This is a genomic window from Pandoraea communis, assembly GCF_902459745.1.
Lineage (GTDB): Bacteria > Pseudomonadota > Gammaproteobacteria > Burkholderiales > Burkholderiaceae > Pandoraea > Pandoraea communis.
This window is the reverse complement of the sequence record NZ_CABPSJ010000004.1, coordinates 167,067-185,918: the sequence shown is the minus strand read 5'-3', so window position 1 is coordinate 185,918 and position 18,852 is coordinate 167,067. Positions and strand designations below refer to the sequence as shown.

Here is an 18,852-nt window from a genome sequence, read left to right as displayed (position 1 = left end):
GCCGCTGCGGCTTCGACTGTTCTGGTTACTTGCCTGCGGCAGCCGCGACAACCTTCTGGGCAGCTTCTTCCATGCTGTCCGCAGAGATGATCGGCAGGCCGGATTCGGCGAGCATCTTCTTGCCCAGGTCCTCGTTCGTGCCCTTCATGCGCACGACCAGCGGCACCTTCAGCGAGACGGCCTTCGACGCTGCGATCACGCCTTCGGCGATCACATCGCAACGCATGATGCCGCCGAAGATGTTGACCAGAATGGCGGTCAGGTTCGGGTTCTTCAGCATGATCTTGAACGCTTCGGTGACCTTCTCGGTCGTGGCGCCACCGCCCACGTCCAAGAAGTTCGCCGGCTCGCCGCCGAACAGCTTGATGGTGTCCATCGTGGCCATGGCCAGACCGGCACCGTTCACCAGACAACCGATGTTGCCGTCGAGCGAGATGTAGGCCAGATCGAACTTCGAGGCTTCGACTTCAGCCGGATCTTCTTCGTCCAGATCGCGGTAGGCGACGATTTCCGGATGACGGAACAGGGCGTTCGAATCGAAGTTGAACTTGGCGTCCAGGGCGGTGACCGTGCCGTTGCTGCTCACGTTCAGCGGGTTGATTTCGGCCAGCGATGCGTCGGTTTCCCAGAAGGCCTTGTACAGACCTTGCAGGATCGTGCGGGCTTGCGGAATCGAAGCATCGGGGACGCCGATCTTCTTGGCCAGATCGTCGGCTTGTGCGTCGGTCAGACCCACGGACGGCTCAATGATGACCTTGTGAATCAGTTCCGGGTGCGTTTCGGCAACTTCTTCAATGTCCATGCCGCCTTCGCTCGAACCCATCATCACAATCTTCTGCGAGACACGGTCGACCACGAGGCTGACGTACAGTTCGTTCTTGATGTCGGCGCCTTCTTCGATCAGCAGGCGATTGACCTTCTGACCTTCCGGGCCGGTCTGGTGCGTGACCAGTTGCATGCCGAGGATCTGGCTGGCGTATTCGCGCACTTGCTCGATCGACTTGGCAACCTTCACGCCGCCGCCCTTACCGCGACCGCCTGCGTGAATCTGGGCCTTGACCACCCAAACCGGACCGCCGAGTTCCTCGGCTGCCTTCACGGCCTCGTCCACGGAAAACGCCGGAATGCCGCGGGGCACCGCGACTCCGAATTTTCGGAGGATTTCCTTGCCTTGATACTCATGAATCTTCATGCGTGATTCCCTTCTTGCTGAGTTGGAAGTTTGGGTTCGAGCTCGCGAGTCGAAGCGCCATCGCGCACCGCTTCTTTTGTGACGGGCGTCGTGGGCTCGTTCGCTCGATCGTTTGCGCGGCCGTTGAACCAGCGCGGGTAAAACCGGCGCACTGCCTCGCCATCAAACCGCAAGGCGTGACAATGTCCGAGTTGGAAAGGAGGTGCCGAATTACCGGCATCGTTGGCGGTCTTGAGCGCCGTATCGGGCGTGTCAATGACCACCCCGGCAAAGGCCTGAATCGCTGCCGTCGGCAGGACACTGCAAAGTTCTGTCAGATGGGTGCAGCCCGACGCGCCGCCAAGGCGCTCGCGGACCGCGTGCCGGAAGCCGCGCCGCAGGTTAAGTCCGATCAACTGACGATATTCAGAGCCGATCTGATCGCAAATCCCCGGATACGGCACCCAGTCGGAGACGGCCTCCGCGTCATGCACCTCGAAATTCTCATCGATCGTCAAACGCAGCCAAAGCTCGTGAATCGGCGTGCCTTCCTTGCGAAGCCCGGTCGCCAATGCGAAATCCCGATCCTTATGATCGGTCAGACGGGCTTCGATGTCCCATAGGCCATCCTCGCGCGAATACGCTTCGACAGCGATCGTGCGACGGTGACGCAGACTACGAGGGGCGGGCTCAGAGAGCGGCATGCGAGAGTGTGCAATGCATGAACGCAGAAAGACCTTGATTCTAGCATAGGCCACGGCGCCCTCTGCCGCAGCGCAGCAGAAGCCCGTCGCATAAGGGGCAATTACCCGACCAATTGGTCGGGTTATCAAAATCGCGGGATGATCAAACGCATGGTGCAACGCCATATCGCGATAACTGTGGCACGACGTGTCACGCGAGATTCATTGTTACGTCACACCAACATTCATGCGGGTTACCAACCGCTGGCTGTCGTTGGCACTTCGTCGATGAATGACCACGCATTTATCAGGAAAGCGATGGAACGCGCGTCAAAAGTCGTCCGAAAATTCATCGGCACCACGCACAATTTTGCTGATAACGGTACGTGAAAAACCCCGTGAGGCGAGAAAGCGCATCTGTTTAGCCCGCGCTTCAGGCGTGGTGGCGACCTCGCCGAACTTCTTCTGCCATACGACGCGGGCGCGCGCCAGTTCCGTACCGCGCAACTGCTCAGTGAGCGCCGCGACCGTCTCGGCGTCGACCTGGTGCTGCTTGAGTTCGTTGACGATACGAGTCGTACCCAGGCGCGATGCGCGCCGGTTCACCACGCTTTCCGCAAATCGTTCGTTGGACAGCCAGCGCTCTTGCTCGAGCGTGTCGAGCACACGATCGAGCGCTTCGGGATCCTCGGCATCGGCAAAGGGCACGAGCTTGCGACGCAATTCCGTCCGGCTATATTCGCGGCGCGCCAGATAGGACAGCGCGCGTGCCTTGAGGCTCAGCACGGGTTTGCGCGATCGCTTGACCGAAACAGCCTCGTCGCCCGGTGGGGGCGGCGGTGCGTTCGAGTCTCGGGGAGGACGGCGATTGATCATGACGTCATCGTGGCGCAATCAAGGCAAGGGCTAGAAAGCAAAAACGGCAACGCGATGCCATGTGGCTTCGCGTTGCCGTTCCGAAACGGGGTTATCAGGCCTCGCCTGCTTCTTCGATCTCGCCGGTCTCGTTGATCGCCGTCACGCCGAGCGATGCACGCACCTTGTTTTCGATCTCGTGAGCGATATCCGGATTTTCACGCAGGAATTCGCGTGCGTTGTCCTTGCCCTGGCCGATCTTTTCACCGTTGTAGCTATACCAGGCGCCAGCCTTCTCCACGATCTTGGCATTCACGCCCAGATCGATGATTTCGCCTTCGCGCGAGATCCCCTGACCATAAAGGATGTCGAAGATGGCTTCGCGGAACGGCGGCGCGACCTTATTCTTGACGACCTTGACGCGGGTCTCGTTACCGACAACCTCGTCCCCCTTCTTGATCGAGCCGATGCGGCGAATGTCCAGACGCACCGACGAGTAGAACTTCAGCGCGTTACCGCCCGTCGTGGTTTCCGGGTTGCCGAACATCACACCGATCTTCATACGAATCTGGTTGATGAAGACCACCGTGCAGTTCGTACGCTTGATGGTACCGGTCAGCTTACGCAGGGCCTGAGACATCAAACGGGCTTGCAGACCCGGCAGCGAGTCGCCCATCTCACCTTCGATTTCGGCCTTCGGCACCAGCGCCGCGACCGAGTCGATGATGATGAGGTCGATCGAGCCCGAACGCACCAGAGCGTCGGCGATTTCCAGTGCCTGTTCGCCTGTGTCCGGCTGCGAGATCAGCAGTTCGGGCACCGAGACGCCCAGCTTGTTGGCGTATCCGACATCGAGGGCGTGCTCTGCGTCGATGAACGCGCAGGTGCCGCCGATTTTCTGCATTTCCGCCACGACTTGCAGCGTGAGCGTGGTCTTGCCCGACGATTCCGGGCCGTAAATTTCGATTACGCGACCGCGCGGCAGGCCACCCACGCCAAGCGCGATGTCCAGACCCAGCGAGCCCGTCGAGACGACCTGGATATCTGCTTCGACCTCGCCGTCGCCCAGACGCATGATCGAGCCCTTGCCGAATTGCTTTTCGATCTGCGCGAGGGCGGCGGCAAGCGCCTTGCCTTTCTCGGCCGACAGATTGGCAGACCCTTTCTTGCTTTCTTCCATGAATCGTCCTTTGATATGATGAGCGAGACGGCTCGAGTGAGGCTTGAATGCTGGTACTGTATAAAAAAACAGTGCTCTTTGCAAGTGCCTGTTGTCCGAAAGCGCCGAAACGACAAAAAAAGCCGCGAACCACGCGCCGCAACATCACTGGAGACACACCGCCGCCGTCAGGCGCCGGTGCCTATACAAGGCTATCACGCCCATGCGAATTCTCATCGCAGAGGATGACAGCATTCTGGCTGACGCCCTGACCCGCTCGCTGCGCCAGGGGGGCTACGCCGTCGATCACGTCAAGACAGGGCTTGAAGCCGACTCTGCACTGTCTGCCCAGACATTCGACCTGCTGATTCTCGACCTCGGCCTGCCTCGTCTGCCCGGTCACGAAGTCCTGCGCCGGCTGCGCGCCCGTAATTCCCATTTGCCCGTATTGATTCTGACCGCGTCCGACAGCGTCGACGCCCGCGTCAAGGGTCTCGATCTCGGCGCAGACGATTACATGGCCAAGCCTTTCGCACTGGCCGAACTCGAAGCACGCGTGCGCGCATTGACCCGGCGTGGTGCGGGCGGCGGCTCTACGGTCATCCGTCACGGCCCGCTCAGTTTCGATCAAGTCGGGCGCACCGCCTATATTAATGAGCAGATGCTCGACCTGTCCGCCCGCGAACTCGAATTGCTCGAAGTCCTGCTGCTGCGCACAGGCCGCCTCGTCTCCAAGGAGCAGCTCGTCGACCATTTGTGCGGCTGGGGGGAAGAGGTGAGCAACAACGCCATCGAGGTGTACATGCACCGGCTGCGCAAGAAGATCGAGCCCAGCGGCGTACGCATCGCCACGATCCGCGGGTTGGGGTATTGTCTGGAGAAGCCGGCCGCCACCACGCCAGCGAACGCGGCCTAGTGCGCCGAATACGGCGTCAGCCGTTCCAGCCTCTTTAGTCTTCCCGTCCGATGCGTCTGAGCTTTCGCCACCATCGTCGCGCCAACCCTGCGGACCCGGACGCCTCGTCTTCCCCGCCGCCTACGGCGCATGGCACGTCCGCAAGACGCGGCTACACCGCGCCCGCCGCGCCCGCCTCGCCCGCCGACGCCACCGATCCGTTCGATCCGTACGCCGACCCATTCGTGCGTCCGGGCTTCGGCGCGCCGCTCGAGCATGAGGCCGAGCCCCCGCCACGCTCGCTCTTCGGCGAGATCCTCGACTGGATGCTCGCACCGCTGCTCCTGCTCTGGCCGATGAGCATTGCCGTCACGTATCTCGTCGCGAAATCGATTGCCAATGGCCCATTCGACAGGGCGCTCGAGACCAACACCTACGTCCTCGCGCAGCAAGTCCACTCGGATCGCGGACAAGTCACACTGACACTGCCCATGCCGGCGCGCGATCTGCTGCGCGCCGACACCACCGACAACGTCTACTTTCAGGTACTCGGCGCGAAGGGAGAGCTCGTGGCCGGCACAGCGGAACTGCCCTTGCCGCATGAAGACGACCGTCCGCAGCCGGGAGTTGTGCAGTTTCGCGACGAGAGTGTCGGCGGCAACGACATCCGTGTCGCATTCACTTACGTCGATCTGCCCCGCATGGAGCCGCCGGGCAGCATGGCACTCGTACAGGTTGCGGAGACGCTCGACAAACGCAGTCAACTGGCGAACGAAATCATCAAGGGCGTGATCCTGCCGCAGTTCGTGATCCTGCCATTGGCTATCGTGCTCGTCTGGTTTGGCCTGTCGCGCGGTCTCGCACCGCTGCATGCGTTGCAGGAACATATCCGCGCCCGTCGCCCCGACGATCTGTCGCCACTCGAAGCACGCCAGGCACCGCCGGAGATCGCGCCGCTCGTCGGTTCGCTCAACGATCTGCTCGCACGGCTCGAACAGAACATGAAACTCCAGCAGCGCTTTATCGCTGACGCCGCCCACCAGCTCAAGACACCGCTGGCCGGGCTGCGCATGCAGGCAGAACTCGCCTTGCGCCAGACATCGCCTGACGAATTACGCCGCTCGCTCTCCCAGATCGCGGTGAGTTCGGAGCAGGCGGCGCGTCTGGTGAATCAGTTGCTGGCGCTGGCCCGTGCGGAGAACAGCGCGAACGACGCCGCCGCCTTCACGCCGGTCGACCTCAGCGTGCTCGCCCGTAGCGCCATGCAGGACTGGTTCCAGGCGGCCTTCGCCAAACGGATCGACCTCGGCTTCGAGGAGCCGCCGTTTCCCGTGCATCTGTCGGGTCAGCCGGTGATGCTGCGCGAGTTGCTCAACAACCTGATCGACAATGCGATCCGTTACACACCGGCTGGCGGCAAGGTGACGGTTCGCCTGAGGCATGAGGCGTCAGACGGCTTCGTTCATCTTGAAGTCGAAGACACCGGGCCGGGCATTCCGGCATCGGAGCGTCCGCGTGTGTTCGAGCGCTTCTATCGCATTCTCGGCAGCGACAGCGACGGCAGCGGCCTGGGGCTGGCCATCGTGCGGGAGATCGTGCAGATCCATCGTGGCGACGTGAGCGTGCTCGACCATGTCGACGCGCAGCATCCCGAAGCAACCGGCACCCTCATTCGGGTGACATTGCCCCTCGCAGACGCGCCTATCGAAAACCCGCATGCGTGACGAAAACACGCGAAATGCGGTCGATTTTCCGCCAAAGTCGAGGGTAAGTCCCTAGCGGCGTAAGGTTCGAGTCAGTTTGGCGTCAGACGGCGGTAAGGTTGCACTCCAATAATCAGTTGCAACGGCCCGGGCACGATCCAGGGGCGTGCTTACATTACAGGAGACAACCGCATGGCTACTGCAACGACAGCCGCTACGCATGCGCCGATGACCAAAGAAGAACGCAAGGTCATCTTCGCGTCGTCGCTGGGCACAGTGTTCGAGTGGTACGACTTTTATCTGGCCGGTTCGTTGGCCGCATTCATCAGCAGGCACTTTTTCTCGGGCATCAATCCGACTGCGGCATTCATCTTCACGCTGCTGTCGTTTGCGGCGGGCTTCGCGGTGCGTCCGTTCGGCGCCATTGTGTTCGGCCGCATCGGTGACCTGGTTGGCCGTAAGTACACGTTCCTCGTCACCATCACATTGATGGGTCTGTCCACGCTGGTCGTCGGCCTGTTACCGGGCTATGCGTCGTGGGGGATTGCCGCACCGGTCATCTTCATTTCGATGCGTTTGCTGCAGGGCCTCGCCCTCGGCGGCGAGTACGGTGGTGCTGCCACGTATGTGGCCGAGCACGCCCCGCACGGTCGTCGCGGCTTCTACACATCGTGGATTCAGACGACGGCCACGCTGGGTCTGTTCCTCTCGCTGCTCGTGATTCTCGGCACCCGCATGGCGATAGGCGAAGAAGCGTTCGGCGAGTGGGGCTGGCGTGTTCCGTTCGTGTTGTCGATCGTGCTGCTGCTCGTCTCGCTGTGGATTCGTCTGCAACTGAACGAATCGCCGGCGTTCCAGCGCATGAAGGCAGAGGGCAGGGGATCGAAGGCACCGCTGCGGGAATCGTTCGGCGAATGGAAGAACCTGAAGATCGTGATTCTGGCGCTGGTCGGTCTGACGGCGGGTCAGGCGGTCGTGTGGTACACGGGCCAGTTCTACTCGCTGTTCTTCATGACGCAGGTGCTCAAGGTCGACGGCAACACCGCGAACATCATGGTGGCGTTGGGTCTGTTGATCGGCAGTCCGTTCTTCGTGTTCTTCGGCGCGCTGTCGGACAAGATCGGCCGCAAGCCGATCATCATGGCCGGCTGCCTGCTTGCAGCGCTGCTGTATTTCCCGATCTTCAAGGCGCTTACGCACTACGCCAACCCGGCGCTCGAAGCCGCAACCGCCCGCTCGCCGATCACGGTCATCGCCGATCCGAACGAGTGCTCGTTCCAGTTCAACCCGGTGGGCACGTCGAAGTTCACCAGTTCGTGCGATATCGCGAAGAGCTACCTGTCGCGCGCTGGTTTGAACTATCAGAACGAAGCCGCTCCGGCGGGCACGATGACGACGGTGAAGATCGGCGACAAGGTGATCCAGTCGGTGGACGGCAAGGCGGTGGACGCGAAGGACAAGACCAAGGCGTTCGAGACGGATATGTCGGCCACGCTCAAGGCTGACGGTTATCCGCCGAAGGCTGACCCGGCGCAGATGAACAAACCGATGGTCGTGATCCTGCTGGCGATTCTCGTGATCTTCGTGACGATGGTGTACGGTCCGATTGCCGCAATGCTGGTGGAGATGTTCCCGACGCGTATTCGCTACACCTCGATGTCGCTGCCGTATCACATCGGTAACGGCTGGTTCGGCGGCTTCCTTCCGGCCACGGCCTTCGCCATCGTGGCCGCCAAGGGCGACATCTACTCCGGCCTCTGGTACCCGATCGTGATTGCGCTGGTGACCTTCGTCATCGGTATGCTCTTCATCAAGGAGACCAAAGACGTCGACATCTACGCCAACGATTGATGGGGTGACCTGTCCGTCAGGTTGAGATGGATCGTCAACGCCGGGACCTTCGGGTTCCGGCGTTGTCATTTCCACAGCCGGCTCCGGGGGCGCACCCAACGACGGTCTCGCGCTATTTTGATTGCCCCGCAAAAAAATGTTGACAGCCCATAGGGGCCTACCTATAATCTTTCCTCTACGGCGAATTAGCTCAGTTGGTTAGAGCGACGGAATCATAATCCGCAGGTCCGGGGTTCGAGTCCCTGATTCGCCACCAAATTTAAGAACGGCTTCCAGCGATGGAAGCCGTTTTTTTGTTTGTCGTCAGCACTGCTTGACACTCTCCGCTCCGGGCTTGGTCCGAATCAGCGCTGTGCCCCCTCCCCTCCGCGTTATCACCCGCGCACTCGGCGTCATTTCGTCATTGATTGCATAATGGCTCTCCTTCTCTCGCCCTGATCGTGAACGTTATGCGTCACCTGTCAGATGCCACCCCGAGCGAGTTCAAGGATGTCCGGTTCGTCCTCACCGACATGGACGAAACGCTGACCTATCGAGGCAGGCTCGCGGCCGATACGTATCGCGCGCTGGAGAGGTTGCAGAAAGCAGGCATACGTGTCATTCCTGTCACCGCCGCGCCCGCCGGTTTGTGTGATCGAATGGCGCGCATGTGGCCGGTCGACGGTGTGATCGGCGAGAACGGCGGGATCTTCTTTCAGCGTACGCCCGATGGGCACGGCGGATGCTTCAGCCGGTGAGCAAATCGTGCGCGAACTGCAACGCGCCGGCGCAGACGCCACGATCAATAATCTCTGGGTTCTCGGCTGGTTCGGCGGATACGACAAGCTGTCGATGACACGTCGTGCCATGGCCGAAGCCTACGGTGTCGACATCGAAAAAGACCGCGACGCCGTGCTGTACACCGGCGACTCGACAAACGACGCCCCCATGTTCGCATTCTTCAAACATACGGTCGGCATGAGCACCGTGAAGGAATATCTGCCGCACATTCCCGTGCCGCCTAACTGGATTACTTCCGGCCCGGGCGGCCAAGGGTTTATCGAAGCGGCCGAAGCCGTAATTGCCTCCCGATAGTCATAAAAAAGCGCTGCTCCTAAAGAAAAGCCAGTCAACCGACTGGCTTTTCTCGCTTCACTCACCTCGGTCGACGTCAATCGATCGAACCTCTCGAATGGCGACTTCTTCTTGCGTGGCTGACCGTAGTGGCGGCACCGATCGTCACCGGCACCGCCTCGCTCTGCTCTCCACCGCACCGCTTAGTGCAACACGCGAACCTTCTGCGCCTCACGACGCGCCTTCGCACGACGCGTCATCATGTTCAGCCCCTCGACGAACGCCGAGAAAGCCATGGCTGCGTAGATGTAACCCTTCGGGATATGCGACCCAAAGCCTTCCGCGATCAGCGTCATACCGATCACGAGCAAGAAGCCCAGCGCCAGCATCACGACCGTCGGGTTCGCCTCGATGAATCGCGAGAGCGGCCCCGCCATGAACAACATCGCCGTCACCGCCGCAATCACCGCAACGAACATGATCGGGATGTGCTCGGTCATGCCCACGGCCGTCACGATGCTGTCGATCGAGAACACGATATCGAGCATCAGGATCTGTACCACGGCCGCACGAGCGGTGATCGTCGCTACCGCACCCGCGGTCGATGCGTCTTCACCGTGCGCAGGCTCGTCCGTTGCCGACGCCACATGGTGATGCATCTCCTTCGTCGCTTTCCACACGAGGAACAGACCCCCTGCGATCAGGATCAGGTCGCGCCACGAAAAACCGTGACCAAACAGATCGAAGAGCGGTGTCGTCAGCTTCGCGATCCACGCCACCGTGCCGAGCAACGCCAGACGCATGACCAGCGCCAGGCCAATGCCCATTCGCTGTGCGCGGGCACGCATCGACAACGGCAGTTTGTTGGTCAGGATGGAAATGAAGATCAGGTTGTCGATGCCAAGCACGACTTCCATGACCACCAGCGTGACAAGCGCCGCCCATACCGCCGGGTCAGCCGCTAAAGCAAGTAGATAGTCCATATGTGCGCCAGAGATTCCGTAGGGTTATCGGGGCACTTGCCGCCCAGCGGCCGCGCCCCCTTTCGTTTTCCCGCATGCAACGTGGGCTGCGGGCTCAGGACAGCATCATCTCCGAACTCATGCTTCGCAAAAACCAGTTATATACTTCATTACAATTCGGTTTTTCCGAAGTTCATATCGATATGTTGAACTACCGCCATCTTTACTATTTCTGGGTCGTCGTCAAGGAAGGCGGGTTCGCCCGTGCGGCGGAACGCCTTGACATGGCCGTACAGACGATCAGTGCGCAGGTGCGCGAGCTTGAGAAGTCGCTGGGCCACCAGTTGCTCAAGCCGGCCGGGCGCGGCGTCACCATGACGGAGCCCGGCCAGGCAGCCTTCCGGCGCGCGGAAGAGATCTTCCGTCTCGGTCAGTCGATCCCCGACGAAGTTCGTGAAGCCGCCAGCGGCCGGGTCGCGCGGCTGGCGGTCGGGCTGGCCGACGGGATATCCAAGCTGGCGGCCCACGCGATCCTCGCCCCCATACTCGGCACCCCCTCCCTTCGGCTCGTGTGCCACGAAGGCGAGCACGAGCAGTTGCTCGCCGAACTCGCGCTGCACAAGCTGGATCTGGTGCTGGCAAGCCAACCCGCGCCGTACAACCCCACCTTGCGGCTCACGAGCGAGCGTCTGGTCGAATCGCCAGTCGATTGGTACGGCCCGGCATCGCTCGTGCGTCATGCCTCGCGCGACGCGTTTCCCCAATGCCTGGCCGACCTGCCCGTGTTGCTGCCAACGGGCCACTCGGCGTTGCGCGCCCGGCTCGATCAATGGTTCGAGGCACAGGGCGTTCGCCCGCATATCGTCGGTGAATTCGAAGACAGCGCGCTCATGGCGGTGTTCGCCACGCGAGGCATGGGCGTCTTTCCCCTGAGCGAAGCCGGCGCGGGCGGCGTCTCGCTACTGCGCGGCCTGCGCTGGCTGGGCCGCCCAGACGATGTTCACGAAGACATTCACGCCATTCGCTCTCGACGCGGCGAGGGTCATCCGCTCGTGGCGCAAATCCTCCAGGAAATCGGCGCGACGTCCGCTTCTGATATAAGAACGACTGGCGTGCCATCTGTGCCGCCGCCACCCGCGAGGAAACCTCATGTCAAGTCATAGCGACCAGCGCAAGTTCTTCCACCTCATGCTGTTCGTCGTGACGATCGTGTTCGGGTGGATTCTGTTCCCGCTGTTCGGCGCTGTCTTCTGGGGGACGATTCTTGCCGTGCTGTTTCAGCCGGTGCAACGCCGCCTTCTGATCCGCATGCGCGGCCGCCCGAACCTGGCCTCCCTCGCCACGCTCGCGCTGATTCTGCTGATCGTGATTCTGCCGCTCACTCTCGTCGTGGGCATGCTGACGCAGGAGATCAGCACGGCACTCGTTCGCTTTCGCGCCGATCTGCCGCAACTCACCATCGCCTTCCAGCAATTGCTCGACCGCCTGCCCGCGAGCGTGCATCGTGTGATGGACCTCGCCGGCGTGCAGGATGTCAACGCGATCCAGCAGAAACTCGGCGACGGCGCGGCGCAGATCGGCCGCCTGGTGGCGGTGTATCTCGTGAGCATCGGCCAGAACACGGCCCAACTGCTCGTGAGCTTCGGCGTGATGCTCTATCTGCTGTTCTTCCTGCTGCGCGACGGCACCGCGATCGGCGCGACGGTACGCCGTGCCCTGCCGCTCGACGAGCGCCACAAGAGCTTGCTGATCCGGCAGTTCACCACCGTCGTGCGCGCGACGGTCAAGGGCAACATCGCCGTTGCCGTAGCACAAGGCGCACTCGGCGGCTTCATCTTCGCGGTACTCGGCATTCAGGGCTACGTGCTCGCAGCCGTGGTGATGGCATTCCTCTCACTGCTGCCCGCCGTAGGCGCGGCGGTCGTGTGGGTGCCCGTCGGGGTTTGGCTGCTGCTCTCGGGGGAAATCTGGAGGGGAGTGGTGCTGTTTGTCTTCTGCGGCACCATCGTGAGTCTGGTGGACAACGTGTTGCGCCCGATTCTGGTCGGCAAGGATACGAAACTGCCCGACTGGGTCGTGCTGATCTCGACCCTCGGCGGCATGTCGCTCTTCGGCCTGACCGGCTTCGTGATCGGGCCGCTGATCGCGGCGCTGTTCATCGCAAGCTGGAACATCTACACGCGCTTGCGTGACGACGACACCCAAGCCGATGCCGGGTAATGCGCGTTGACGCCCGACCGACGCCATTCCGAACCGAACGGCGTCGTCCTCGGGCGGCCTGACTACGCCGCTGACTGTCCCACTTGCAGCGCCGGCGCCGCCGCCGACTCGCCCCGTACAGCGGCGGCAAGATCGGCACCGACCTGCGCCATCACCCCATCCCAATCGCCGCGTTGCGGCTGACGGAAGAGCGTGAGCGACGGATACCAATCGCTGTCCCGGCGCGCCAATTGCCAGCGCCAGTCGGGCGTGAAGTTGACCAGTCCCCAGACAGGTTTGCCCAGCGCACCGGCGACGTGGAGCACGGCCGTGTCGACCGAAATCACGAGATCCATCTGCGCAATGACGGCCGCCGTCTCGGCAAAGTCGCTCAGCTTCGCCCCAATGTCACGCACGTTGGAGTAGCGGGCAAGTTCCGCGCGCTCGTCGTCGGTCGCGTCGACCTGTAACGAGTAAAACTGCGCGTTCGTGCCGAAGACCGGCGCCCAATGCGCGAGCGCGACGTCGCGGTGCGGCGGGAACGGACGCGTGCGCCACGCAAACCCGACGCGCAACGTCCCCTCCGGCTTGGCACCGAGCATCGATCGCCAGATCATTTCCCGTCCGGCGCTCGAGCGCAGATACGGCGAATGGACCGCGACGTTGCCCCCCACTTTCAGCAGATGCGGCAGGCTGAGCAACGGCAGTTGCCAGTCGAACGACGGCACCGGCATGTGCTCGCCAAGCACCGTCACCCGGCGCGCAAAGCCGCCGAGCAGCGTGACGAGCGGCGCCTGTACCGACAACACGACGTTGGCCCCCATCTCGACGAGACGCGGCACGAACCGCACAAACTGCAGCGTGTCGCCGAAGCCCGGTTCGCTGTAGACGAACACCGTCTTGCCCGCAAGCGGCGCGCGGCCGTCCCAGAGCCGGTCGCTGAAGCGGCGTCGCTGGCCGCCGTCTTGCCAGCGCCATTCGTAGTCATGCCAGCCGTGCTCGAAGTCACCCATCAGCAAATTGGTCTGCGCACGGTTGGTGCGCGCGCCGGCATGCTCGGGTGAGCGTTTTACCGCCTCGCGAAAGCACTGCAACGCATCGGTGAACGCATGACGCTCGCGCAGCGCCACACCAAGGTTCACCAGCGGATCGGGCTGCTGGGGGGCAATGGCGTTGGCGAGACGGTAAGCGTCGATCTCTTCGTCGTAGCGACCCAGTGCGCCAAGGGCGCGCCCACGGTTGAAATGGGCCTGCCACAGCGCCGGGGCCTTGGCCGCAGTGCGCTCGAACCAGACCAGCGCGCGAGCGCTGTCGCCCGCCTGCGCCCAGGTCAGGCCGATGGTGTGCATCGTGCCGATGACGTCCGGCGACTGCTGCACCGTCGCTTCGAACAACGCCTCGGCACGCATCTGGCGACCCGCCTGGAGGCTGGCCATGGCAGCATCGAAGCACGCCTGCGCGCCGGGCTGCGGCACAAGGGCGATCAAACGATCGAACGCGTCGGCAGCCGATTCGAAGGCGTTCATACGCAGCGAGACGTAGGCCAGTCCTTCGAGAGCGGGGAGAAATTCGGGAGATTGTTTCAGTACTAGGCGCAACTCGGCGATCGCCTCGTCGAGCCGGCCGGCGGCACTCAGTTGTCGTGCACGCTCGCAACGCGCATCTAATGGCGTCGTCATGCGGCGCATCCTTGCTTTGTCTGGGAATGGGAGGGGACGGGCCGGCAAGCTACACGAAAGCCGAGGCAACTTGCTGCCCCCGGCGACAGGCGCCGTGGCCCGATCGAGCGGTGCACACTACACGACCGCGCGGCACGAAGCAAGCCGCGGGAATTGGTCTGCGCAACGCGAATAAAGTTCACATCTTCAATGTGACATTTTCGCCCTCGCAGCACCGCGAGATCGTCCTCCGGATACCGGTTCTTCACCCCCGGATCGCTACGGCGGCCTCCTGGGTATCGCCTGTCAAAACAAGCCATCCCGCATTGCAGCATAAAAACCACATTCGGACATCGATGCCCGAATTTGCCAGCCCACGTCACGCGCTTTAACATCATTTTGCGGGTCAATCTGGTAGCATCCGCTGCCGTCCCTGCACACGCGCCGCGTCGCTGCCGTGCCGCATACCGGCGCTTCAGTCCTGTTGTCCGTCCGAACCCTCATCCACACGAGGTCTTGATGACGCGCGTAGCCCGTCCGTTCATCCCCGCCACTGCGCGACGCCTGCTGCCCAATCGCTGGGATTTCATTGCCTTCCCGCTCATCATCGGTTTCCTGATGGTCAGCTCGTCGGGCATTCGCCAGACTTGGGCACCGCTAGCCGACTTGCAGACCGAAGTCATCTCGCTAGACCCGGCTAACCTGCCCGAATATGCCCTGCGCACCACGCTGCGCATGCTCGCGGCGATGGTCGCTTCGCTCCTGTTCACGCTCGTCTACGGCACGCTCGCCGCCAAGAGCCGCCGCGCCGAGAAGCTGCTCGTCCCGATGCTCGACATCCTCCAGTCGGTGCCGGTGCTGGGCTACATCTCATTTACCGTCACCTTCTTCCTCGCCCTGTTCCCAGGACGCGTGCTCGGTGCCGAATGCGCCGCCATCTTTGCGATCTTCACGAGCCAGGCGTGGAACATGACGTTCTCGTTCTACCAGTCGATGCGCACCCAGCCGCGCGACCTGGCGGAAGTCGCCGTGAATCTGCGCCTCTCGCCGTGGCAGCGCTTCTGGAAGCTCGACGTGCCCTACTCGATGCCTGGCCTCATCTGGAACATGATGATGAGCATGTCGGGCGGCTGGTTCTTCGTGGTGGCGTCGGAGGCGATCACCGTGGGCGACAAGACCGTCACACTGCCTGGCATTGGCGCGTATCTCGCCACGGCCATCTTGCAGCGCGATCTGCACGCGGTGGGCTGGGTGATTCTGGCGATGGTCGTCGTCATCGTCATTTACGACCAGTTCCTGTTCAGGCCGATGGTCGCGTGGTCCGACAAATTCCGTCTGGAAGACACGGTCTCGCAGGCCGCCCCCGAGTCGTGGGTGCTCAACGTCATTCAACGCACCCGCGCAATTCAGTTCCTGCTGCGCCCCTTCGGCAAGCTGCTGCGCACGATTGCGCGCATGCGCATGCCGTTCTCGCTGCCCGTCGCGATCCATTCCGAATCGAGAACCTCGCTCTCGCGCGTGATCGACTGGCTATGGGCCGCGCTGCTGGTAGCGATGGGACTGACCGCAGCGTGGAAGATCTGCGCGTTCGTGCTGGCCGAAGTCGGTTTCCCGGAAATCCTGCGCGTGTTCGGCCTTGGTCTCATCACGCTGGTGCGCGTGATCGTACTCATCGCCATCGCCTCCGTGGTGTGGGTGCCGCTGGGTGTGCTGATCGGGCTGCGCCCGAAGCTCGCCGAGCGCATCCAGCCGCTGGCGCAGTTCCTCGCCGCGTTCCCGGCGAACCTGCTGTTCCCGATCTTCGTGGTGGCCATCGTTCACTTCCATGCCAACCCGGACATCTGGCTCTCGCCCCTGATCGTGCTGGGTACGCAGTGGTACATCCTGTTCAACGTCATCGCCGGGGCGACCACCTTCCCGAACGACTTCAAGGAAGCCGCCACCAACTTCCGCATTCGCGGCTGGCAGTGGTGGCGTCAGATCATGCTGCCGGGCATCTTCCCTTATTACGTGACGGGTGCGATCACAGCCTCGGGCGGCGCATGGAACGCCTCCATCGTTTCGGAATACGTGCAGTGGGGTGACGATAAACTCGCCGCGCACGGTCTGGGCGCTTACATCGCCGAAACCACGGCCGCCGGCGACTATCCGCGTATTTTGCTGGGCATCGCCGTGATGGCGCTGTTCGTCGTATTGTTCAACCGTTTGCTGTGGCGCCCCATGTACGCCATCGCTGAAAACAAGCTTCGCCTGAATTGAAGGGACCGTGATGCCGAACGATACCCACCAACCGATTGCCGGAAAAGAGATCTTCTCGCTCGCCAACGTCAGCCGCGGCTTCCGCAAGGGCGGCGACGAGCGCCAAGTGCTCGATGGCGTGAATCTACAACTGCATGAAGGCGAAATCGTCGGCATGCTCGGCCGTTCCGGCTCGGGCAAGTCGACCCTGCTGCGCATCATCGCCGGCCTGATTCAGCCCAGCTCGGGCGACATCCGCTACCTTGGTCAGCCGCTCGAAGGCCCGCCCGAAGGCGTGGCGATGGTGTTCCAGACCTTCGCCCTGTTCCCGTGGCTGACGGTGCTGCAAAACGTGGAAGCCGGTCTCGAAGCGCTCGGTGTCGAGCCGAAGGAGCGCCGCCGCCGCGCGCTCGCGGCCATCGACCTGATCGGTCTGGACGGCTTCGAAAATGCCTATCCGCGCGAACTCTCGGGTGGCATGCGCCAGCGCGTGGGTTTCGCTCGTGCGCTCGTGGTCAACCCGACGCTGCTGCTCATGGACGAGCCGTTCTCCGCGCTCGATGTGCTGACCGCCGAGACGTTGCGTACCGACCTGCTCGATCTGTGGAGTCAGCGTCAGTTGCCGATCAAGTCGATCCTGATCGTCACGCACAACATCGAAGAGGCCGTGTTCATGTGCGACCGGATTCTGGTGCTGTCGTCGAATCCGGGCCGGGTGGTCGCCGAGATCAAGGTGCCGTTCCCGCACCGCCGCAACCGGCTCGATCCGGCCTTCCGGAAGATGGTCGACGATATCTATGCATTGATGACGTCGCGCCGTAACGCGCACACCACGCAGAAGATACCGCTGGAATTGTCGAGCCCGCTGCACGAAGTGTCGACCAACCTGATGGCCGGTCTGCTCGAAGCGCTCGCCGGCCCGCCCTACAACGGCCGCGCCGATTTGCCGGAAATCGCCCAGACGCTGCTGCTCGAAGTGGACGACCTCTTCCCGGTGGCCGAAATTCTCGACCAGTTGGGCTTCGCGGAACTCAAGGAAGGCGACATTCTGCTGACCGCCGCCGGCAAGCGTTTCGTGGATGTGAGCACGCAGGAACGCAAAGTGCTGTTCGCCGAGCATCTGCTGCGTCACGTGCCGCTCGCCGCAAAGATCCGTTCGGTGTTGCAAGAACGCCGCGGGCAGCGCGCGCCGCGCGTGCGTTTCGAACAGGAGCTGGAAGATTCGATGTCGGACGATCTCGCGCAGGAAACGCTCGATACCGCCATCAACTGGGGCCGTTATGCCGAGATCTTCTCGTATAACGATCACACCGAAACGTTCAGTCTGGAGGACGTGGAAGGCGCGACCTGATCGCAGTTCTCCGGGGTATGACTACCGGAAAAATAACGCCGCGCGGGTCGTCCGACCGCGCGGCGTTGTCTTTTATCAGAACGCGTAGCCCGCGCCAATCATCCACGTCTGGTTGATCGTCTTCGAATCGGGTTCGTAGGCGTTCACGCCCGGCTGCACCTGCGTGACGCTCGAACGGCCGTACTGGAAGCGCGACCACTCGTACGTCGCGTTCACATGGAAGTTGCGCGCGACCGCGTAGTCGAGTCCGAAACCCGCCACGACGACCGGCTTGTTGCCAAGGCTGAAGGTGTTCTGCGAGCCCGCCAGCGTCATCGATGCCCCCACCATGGCCCCCGCACGAATGTCGGCCGTTGCTACCAGTTTCTGCGTCAATTCGAGCTGCCCCATGAGGCCGCCGCCAACCACGTGATGGCGATAGCGCTCGTAAAAACCATACGGATCGCGGCTGCTGTCGCGAATCCAGTCGCGGTAGCTGTAGCTGACGTAGGGCACCACCTGCGCATTCCAGGTGCCGAGATGAAACGGAAAGGCTTTACCGGCCTTGAGCGCGACGTCCGTTGCCGTCGAGCGCGTCTTCATCTGGTAATCGGGCCGGATGACGCGCCCCGCAAAGTCTTGCAGATAACCGCCGTAGTCGACGTTGCCGTGCGCCACTCGCACCGCTGCGCTGAAGTAGAGATTGGAGACCCCGAACAACTGCCGCTGGGTCGATGCACCCAGCGCGAATGCCGCTGTCGTGCCACGTTCGGAATCGCTCTTGCCGGGCGCGATGTTCTCCCAGTAGTGCAACTGCTGGGCACCGGCACCGATCCATACCTGATTGTTGGCGCGCAGCATGGCCTCCTGCGCATGGACGTTGGCCGCAACGAACCCGGCGGCAACAAGAACGAACGCGGCGCGCGCGATGGCGGTTCCGCATTGGCCGCAAGCGATGGTGCGGCGCGTATTCGGCGTCATGGCACGACCCTCCCCAGGCGTGATGAACGACGACTCGGAGGTGACCATCGGCGTGGTCACCGTTTTCCGGCATTGTTTCAGCGCGCGGGGCAGTACGCAAGCGGGGAAATGTGG

16 protein-coding genes and 1 tRNA gene are annotated in these 18,852 nt (G+C 62.3%); 10 read left to right on the top strand and 7 right to left on the bottom strand.

What is annotated here, in order from left to right; genetic code table 11:
* Positions 1 to 25: 25 nt before the first annotated feature.
* The 4 genes from sucC to recA form a co-directional block, all read right to left on the bottom strand.
* The gene (gene sucC, locus PCO31110_RS15480; protein WP_010804057.1) at positions 26 to 1,192 is read right to left on the bottom strand and encodes an ADP-forming succinate--CoA ligase subunit beta; all 1,167 of its coding nucleotides are present in this window, start codon (positions 1,190 to 1,192) and stop codon (positions 26 to 28) included.
* Entirely contained in the window at positions 1,189 to 1,875 is a 687-nt protein-coding gene (locus PCO31110_RS15475; protein ID WP_150691036.1) for a DUF2889 domain-containing protein, read from the bottom strand. The genes sucC and PCO31110_RS15475 overlap by 4 nt, the downstream gene beginning before the upstream one ends.
* Positions 1,876 to 2,184: 309 nt before the next feature.
* Entirely contained in the window at positions 2,185 to 2,730 is a 546-nt protein-coding gene (gene recX / locus PCO31110_RS15470; protein WP_010804055.1) for a recombination regulator RecX, read from the bottom strand.
* A 94-nt stretch (positions 2,731 to 2,824) separates the two neighbouring features.
* Positions 2,825 to 3,889, bottom strand: a complete 1,065-nt coding sequence (gene recA, locus PCO31110_RS15465; RefSeq protein ID WP_010804054.1) for a recombinase RecA — start codon at positions 3,887 to 3,889, stop codon at positions 2,825 to 2,827.
* A 202-nt stretch (positions 3,890 to 4,091) separates the two neighbouring features.
* On the opposite strand from recA, the gene PCO31110_RS15460 reads away from it, so the two are divergent.
* The 6 genes from PCO31110_RS15460 to PCO31110_RS26050 all read left to right on the top strand — a co-directional run bounded on the left by PCO31110_RS15460 (position 4,092) and on the right by PCO31110_RS26050 (position 9,391).
* Positions 4,092 to 4,784, top strand: a complete 693-nt coding sequence (locus PCO31110_RS15460; protein ID WP_010804053.1) for a response regulator transcription factor — start codon at positions 4,092 to 4,094, stop codon at positions 4,782 to 4,784.
* Positions 4,785 to 4,834: 50 nt separating this feature from the next.
* Positions 4,835 to 6,487, top strand: a complete 1,653-nt coding sequence (locus PCO31110_RS15455) for a sensor histidine kinase (RefSeq protein WP_150690812.1) — start codon at positions 4,835 to 4,837, stop codon at positions 6,485 to 6,487.
* Positions 6,488 to 6,658: 171 nt separating this feature from the next.
* Positions 6,659 to 8,317: an MFS transporter gene (locus PCO31110_RS15450; protein WP_150690811.1), complete on the top strand. Its 1,659-nt coding sequence runs from the start codon at positions 6,659 to 6,661 to the stop codon at positions 8,315 to 8,317.
* 179 nt (positions 8,318 to 8,496) lie between these two features.
* Positions 8,497 to 8,573: transfer RNA gene (locus PCO31110_RS15445), tRNA-Met, on the top strand.
* A 193-nt stretch (positions 8,574 to 8,766) separates the two neighbouring features.
* Complete coding sequence (locus PCO31110_RS26055; RefSeq protein WP_246189857.1) at positions 8,767 to 9,054, top strand: HAD family hydrolase; 288 nt, start codon at positions 8,767 to 8,769, stop codon at positions 9,052 to 9,054.
* A 7-nt stretch (positions 9,055 to 9,061) separates the two neighbouring features.
* Positions 9,062 to 9,391, top strand: coding sequence for a Cof-type HAD-IIB family hydrolase (locus PCO31110_RS26050; protein WP_246189856.1), 330 nt, complete (start codon positions 9,062 to 9,064; stop codon positions 9,389 to 9,391).
* A 182-nt stretch (positions 9,392 to 9,573) separates the two neighbouring features.
* Here PCO31110_RS26050 and PCO31110_RS15435 read toward each other — a convergent pair whose 3' ends face one another.
* Positions 9,574 to 10,353: a TerC family protein gene (locus PCO31110_RS15435; protein WP_010804050.1), complete on the bottom strand. Its 780-nt coding sequence runs from the start codon at positions 10,351 to 10,353 to the stop codon at positions 9,574 to 9,576.
* Positions 10,354 to 10,535: 182 nt separating this feature from the next.
* On the opposite strand from PCO31110_RS15435, the gene PCO31110_RS15430 reads away from it, so the two are divergent.
* A complete protein-coding gene (locus PCO31110_RS15430) occupies positions 10,536 to 11,495 on the top strand; it encodes a LysR family transcriptional regulator (RefSeq protein WP_150690810.1) in 960 nt (319 codons plus the stop codon).
* Positions 11,482 to 12,552 (top strand): AI-2E family transporter, encoded by a 1,071-nt coding sequence (locus PCO31110_RS15425; RefSeq protein ID WP_010804048.1) that lies wholly within the window; start codon positions 11,482 to 11,484, stop codon positions 12,550 to 12,552. Before PCO31110_RS15430 ends, PCO31110_RS15425 begins: the two co-directional genes overlap by 14 nt.
* 62 nt (positions 12,553 to 12,614) lie before the next feature.
* Here PCO31110_RS15425 and PCO31110_RS15420 read toward each other — a convergent pair whose 3' ends face one another.
* The gene (locus tag PCO31110_RS15420) at positions 12,615 to 14,210 is read right to left on the bottom strand and encodes a tetratricopeptide repeat protein (protein ID WP_010804047.1); all 1,596 of its coding nucleotides are present in this window, start codon (positions 14,208 to 14,210) and stop codon (positions 12,615 to 12,617) included.
* 498 nt (positions 14,211 to 14,708) lie between these two features.
* Between PCO31110_RS15420 and PCO31110_RS15415 the strand changes: the two genes are divergently transcribed.
* Positions 14,709 to 16,448 carry an ABC transporter permease gene (locus PCO31110_RS15415; protein ID WP_010804046.1) on the top strand — a complete coding sequence of 580 codons (1,740 nt, stop codon included), beginning with the start codon at positions 14,709 to 14,711 and terminating at the stop codon, positions 16,446 to 16,448.
* Between the two features lie 10 nt (positions 16,449 to 16,458).
* Entirely contained in the window at positions 16,459 to 17,778 is a 1,320-nt protein-coding gene (locus PCO31110_RS15410) for an ABC transporter ATP-binding protein (protein WP_010804045.1), read from the top strand.
* A gap of 75 nt (positions 17,779 to 17,853) precedes the next feature.
* Here the strand turns inward: PCO31110_RS15410 and PCO31110_RS15405 are convergent, their stop codons facing one another.
* Entirely contained in the window at positions 17,854 to 18,798 is a 945-nt protein-coding gene (locus PCO31110_RS15405) for a hypothetical protein (RefSeq protein WP_150690809.1), read from the bottom strand.
* Positions 18,799 to 18,852: the final 54 nt, after the last annotated feature.

Bases quoted from the DNA above. Each gene is read 5' to 3' on its own strand.
- PCO31110_RS15430 (WP_150690810.1), top strand. From the start codon at position 10,536: ATGTTGAACTACCGCCATCTTTACTATTTCTGGGTCGTCGTCAAGGAA.
- PCO31110_RS15425 (WP_010804048.1), top strand. From the start codon at position 11,482: ATGTCAAGTCATAGCGACCAGCGCAAGTTCTTCCACCTCATGCTGTTC.
- PCO31110_RS15415 (WP_010804046.1), top strand. From the start codon at position 14,709: ATGACGCGCGTAGCCCGTCCGTTCATCCCCGCCACTGCGCGACGCCTG.
- PCO31110_RS15455 (WP_150690812.1), top strand. From the start codon at position 4,835: ATGCGTCTGAGCTTTCGCCACCATCGTCGCGCCAACCCTGCGGACCCG.
- PCO31110_RS15410 (WP_010804045.1), top strand. From the start codon at position 16,459: ATGCCGAACGATACCCACCAACCGATTGCCGGAAAAGAGATCTTCTCG.
- PCO31110_RS15435 (WP_010804050.1), bottom strand. From the start codon at position 10,353: ATGGACTATCTACTTGCTTTAGCGGCTGACCCGGCGGTATGGGCGGCG.
- recX (WP_010804055.1), bottom strand. From the start codon at position 2,730: ATGATCAATCGCCGTCCTCCCCGAGACTCGAACGCACCGCCGCCCCCA.
- PCO31110_RS15460 (WP_010804053.1), top strand. From the start codon at position 4,092: ATGCGAATTCTCATCGCAGAGGATGACAGCATTCTGGCTGACGCCCTG.
- sucC (WP_010804057.1), bottom strand. From the start codon at position 1,192: ATGAAGATTCATGAGTATCAAGGCAAGGAAATCCTCCGAAAATTCGGA.
- PCO31110_RS15475 (WP_150691036.1), bottom strand. From the start codon at position 1,875: ATGCCGCTCTCTGAGCCCGCCCCTCGTAGTCTGCGTCACCGTCGCACG.
- PCO31110_RS15420 (WP_010804047.1), bottom strand. From the start codon at position 14,210: ATGACGACGCCATTAGATGCGCGTTGCGAGCGTGCACGACAACTGAGT.
- PCO31110_RS15450 (WP_150690811.1), top strand. From the start codon at position 6,659: ATGGCTACTGCAACGACAGCCGCTACGCATGCGCCGATGACCAAAGAA.
- PCO31110_RS26055 (WP_246189857.1), top strand. From the start codon at position 8,767: ATGCGTCACCTGTCAGATGCCACCCCGAGCGAGTTCAAGGATGTCCGG.
- recA (WP_010804054.1), bottom strand. From the start codon at position 3,889: ATGGAAGAAAGCAAGAAAGGGTCTGCCAATCTGTCGGCCGAGAAAGGC.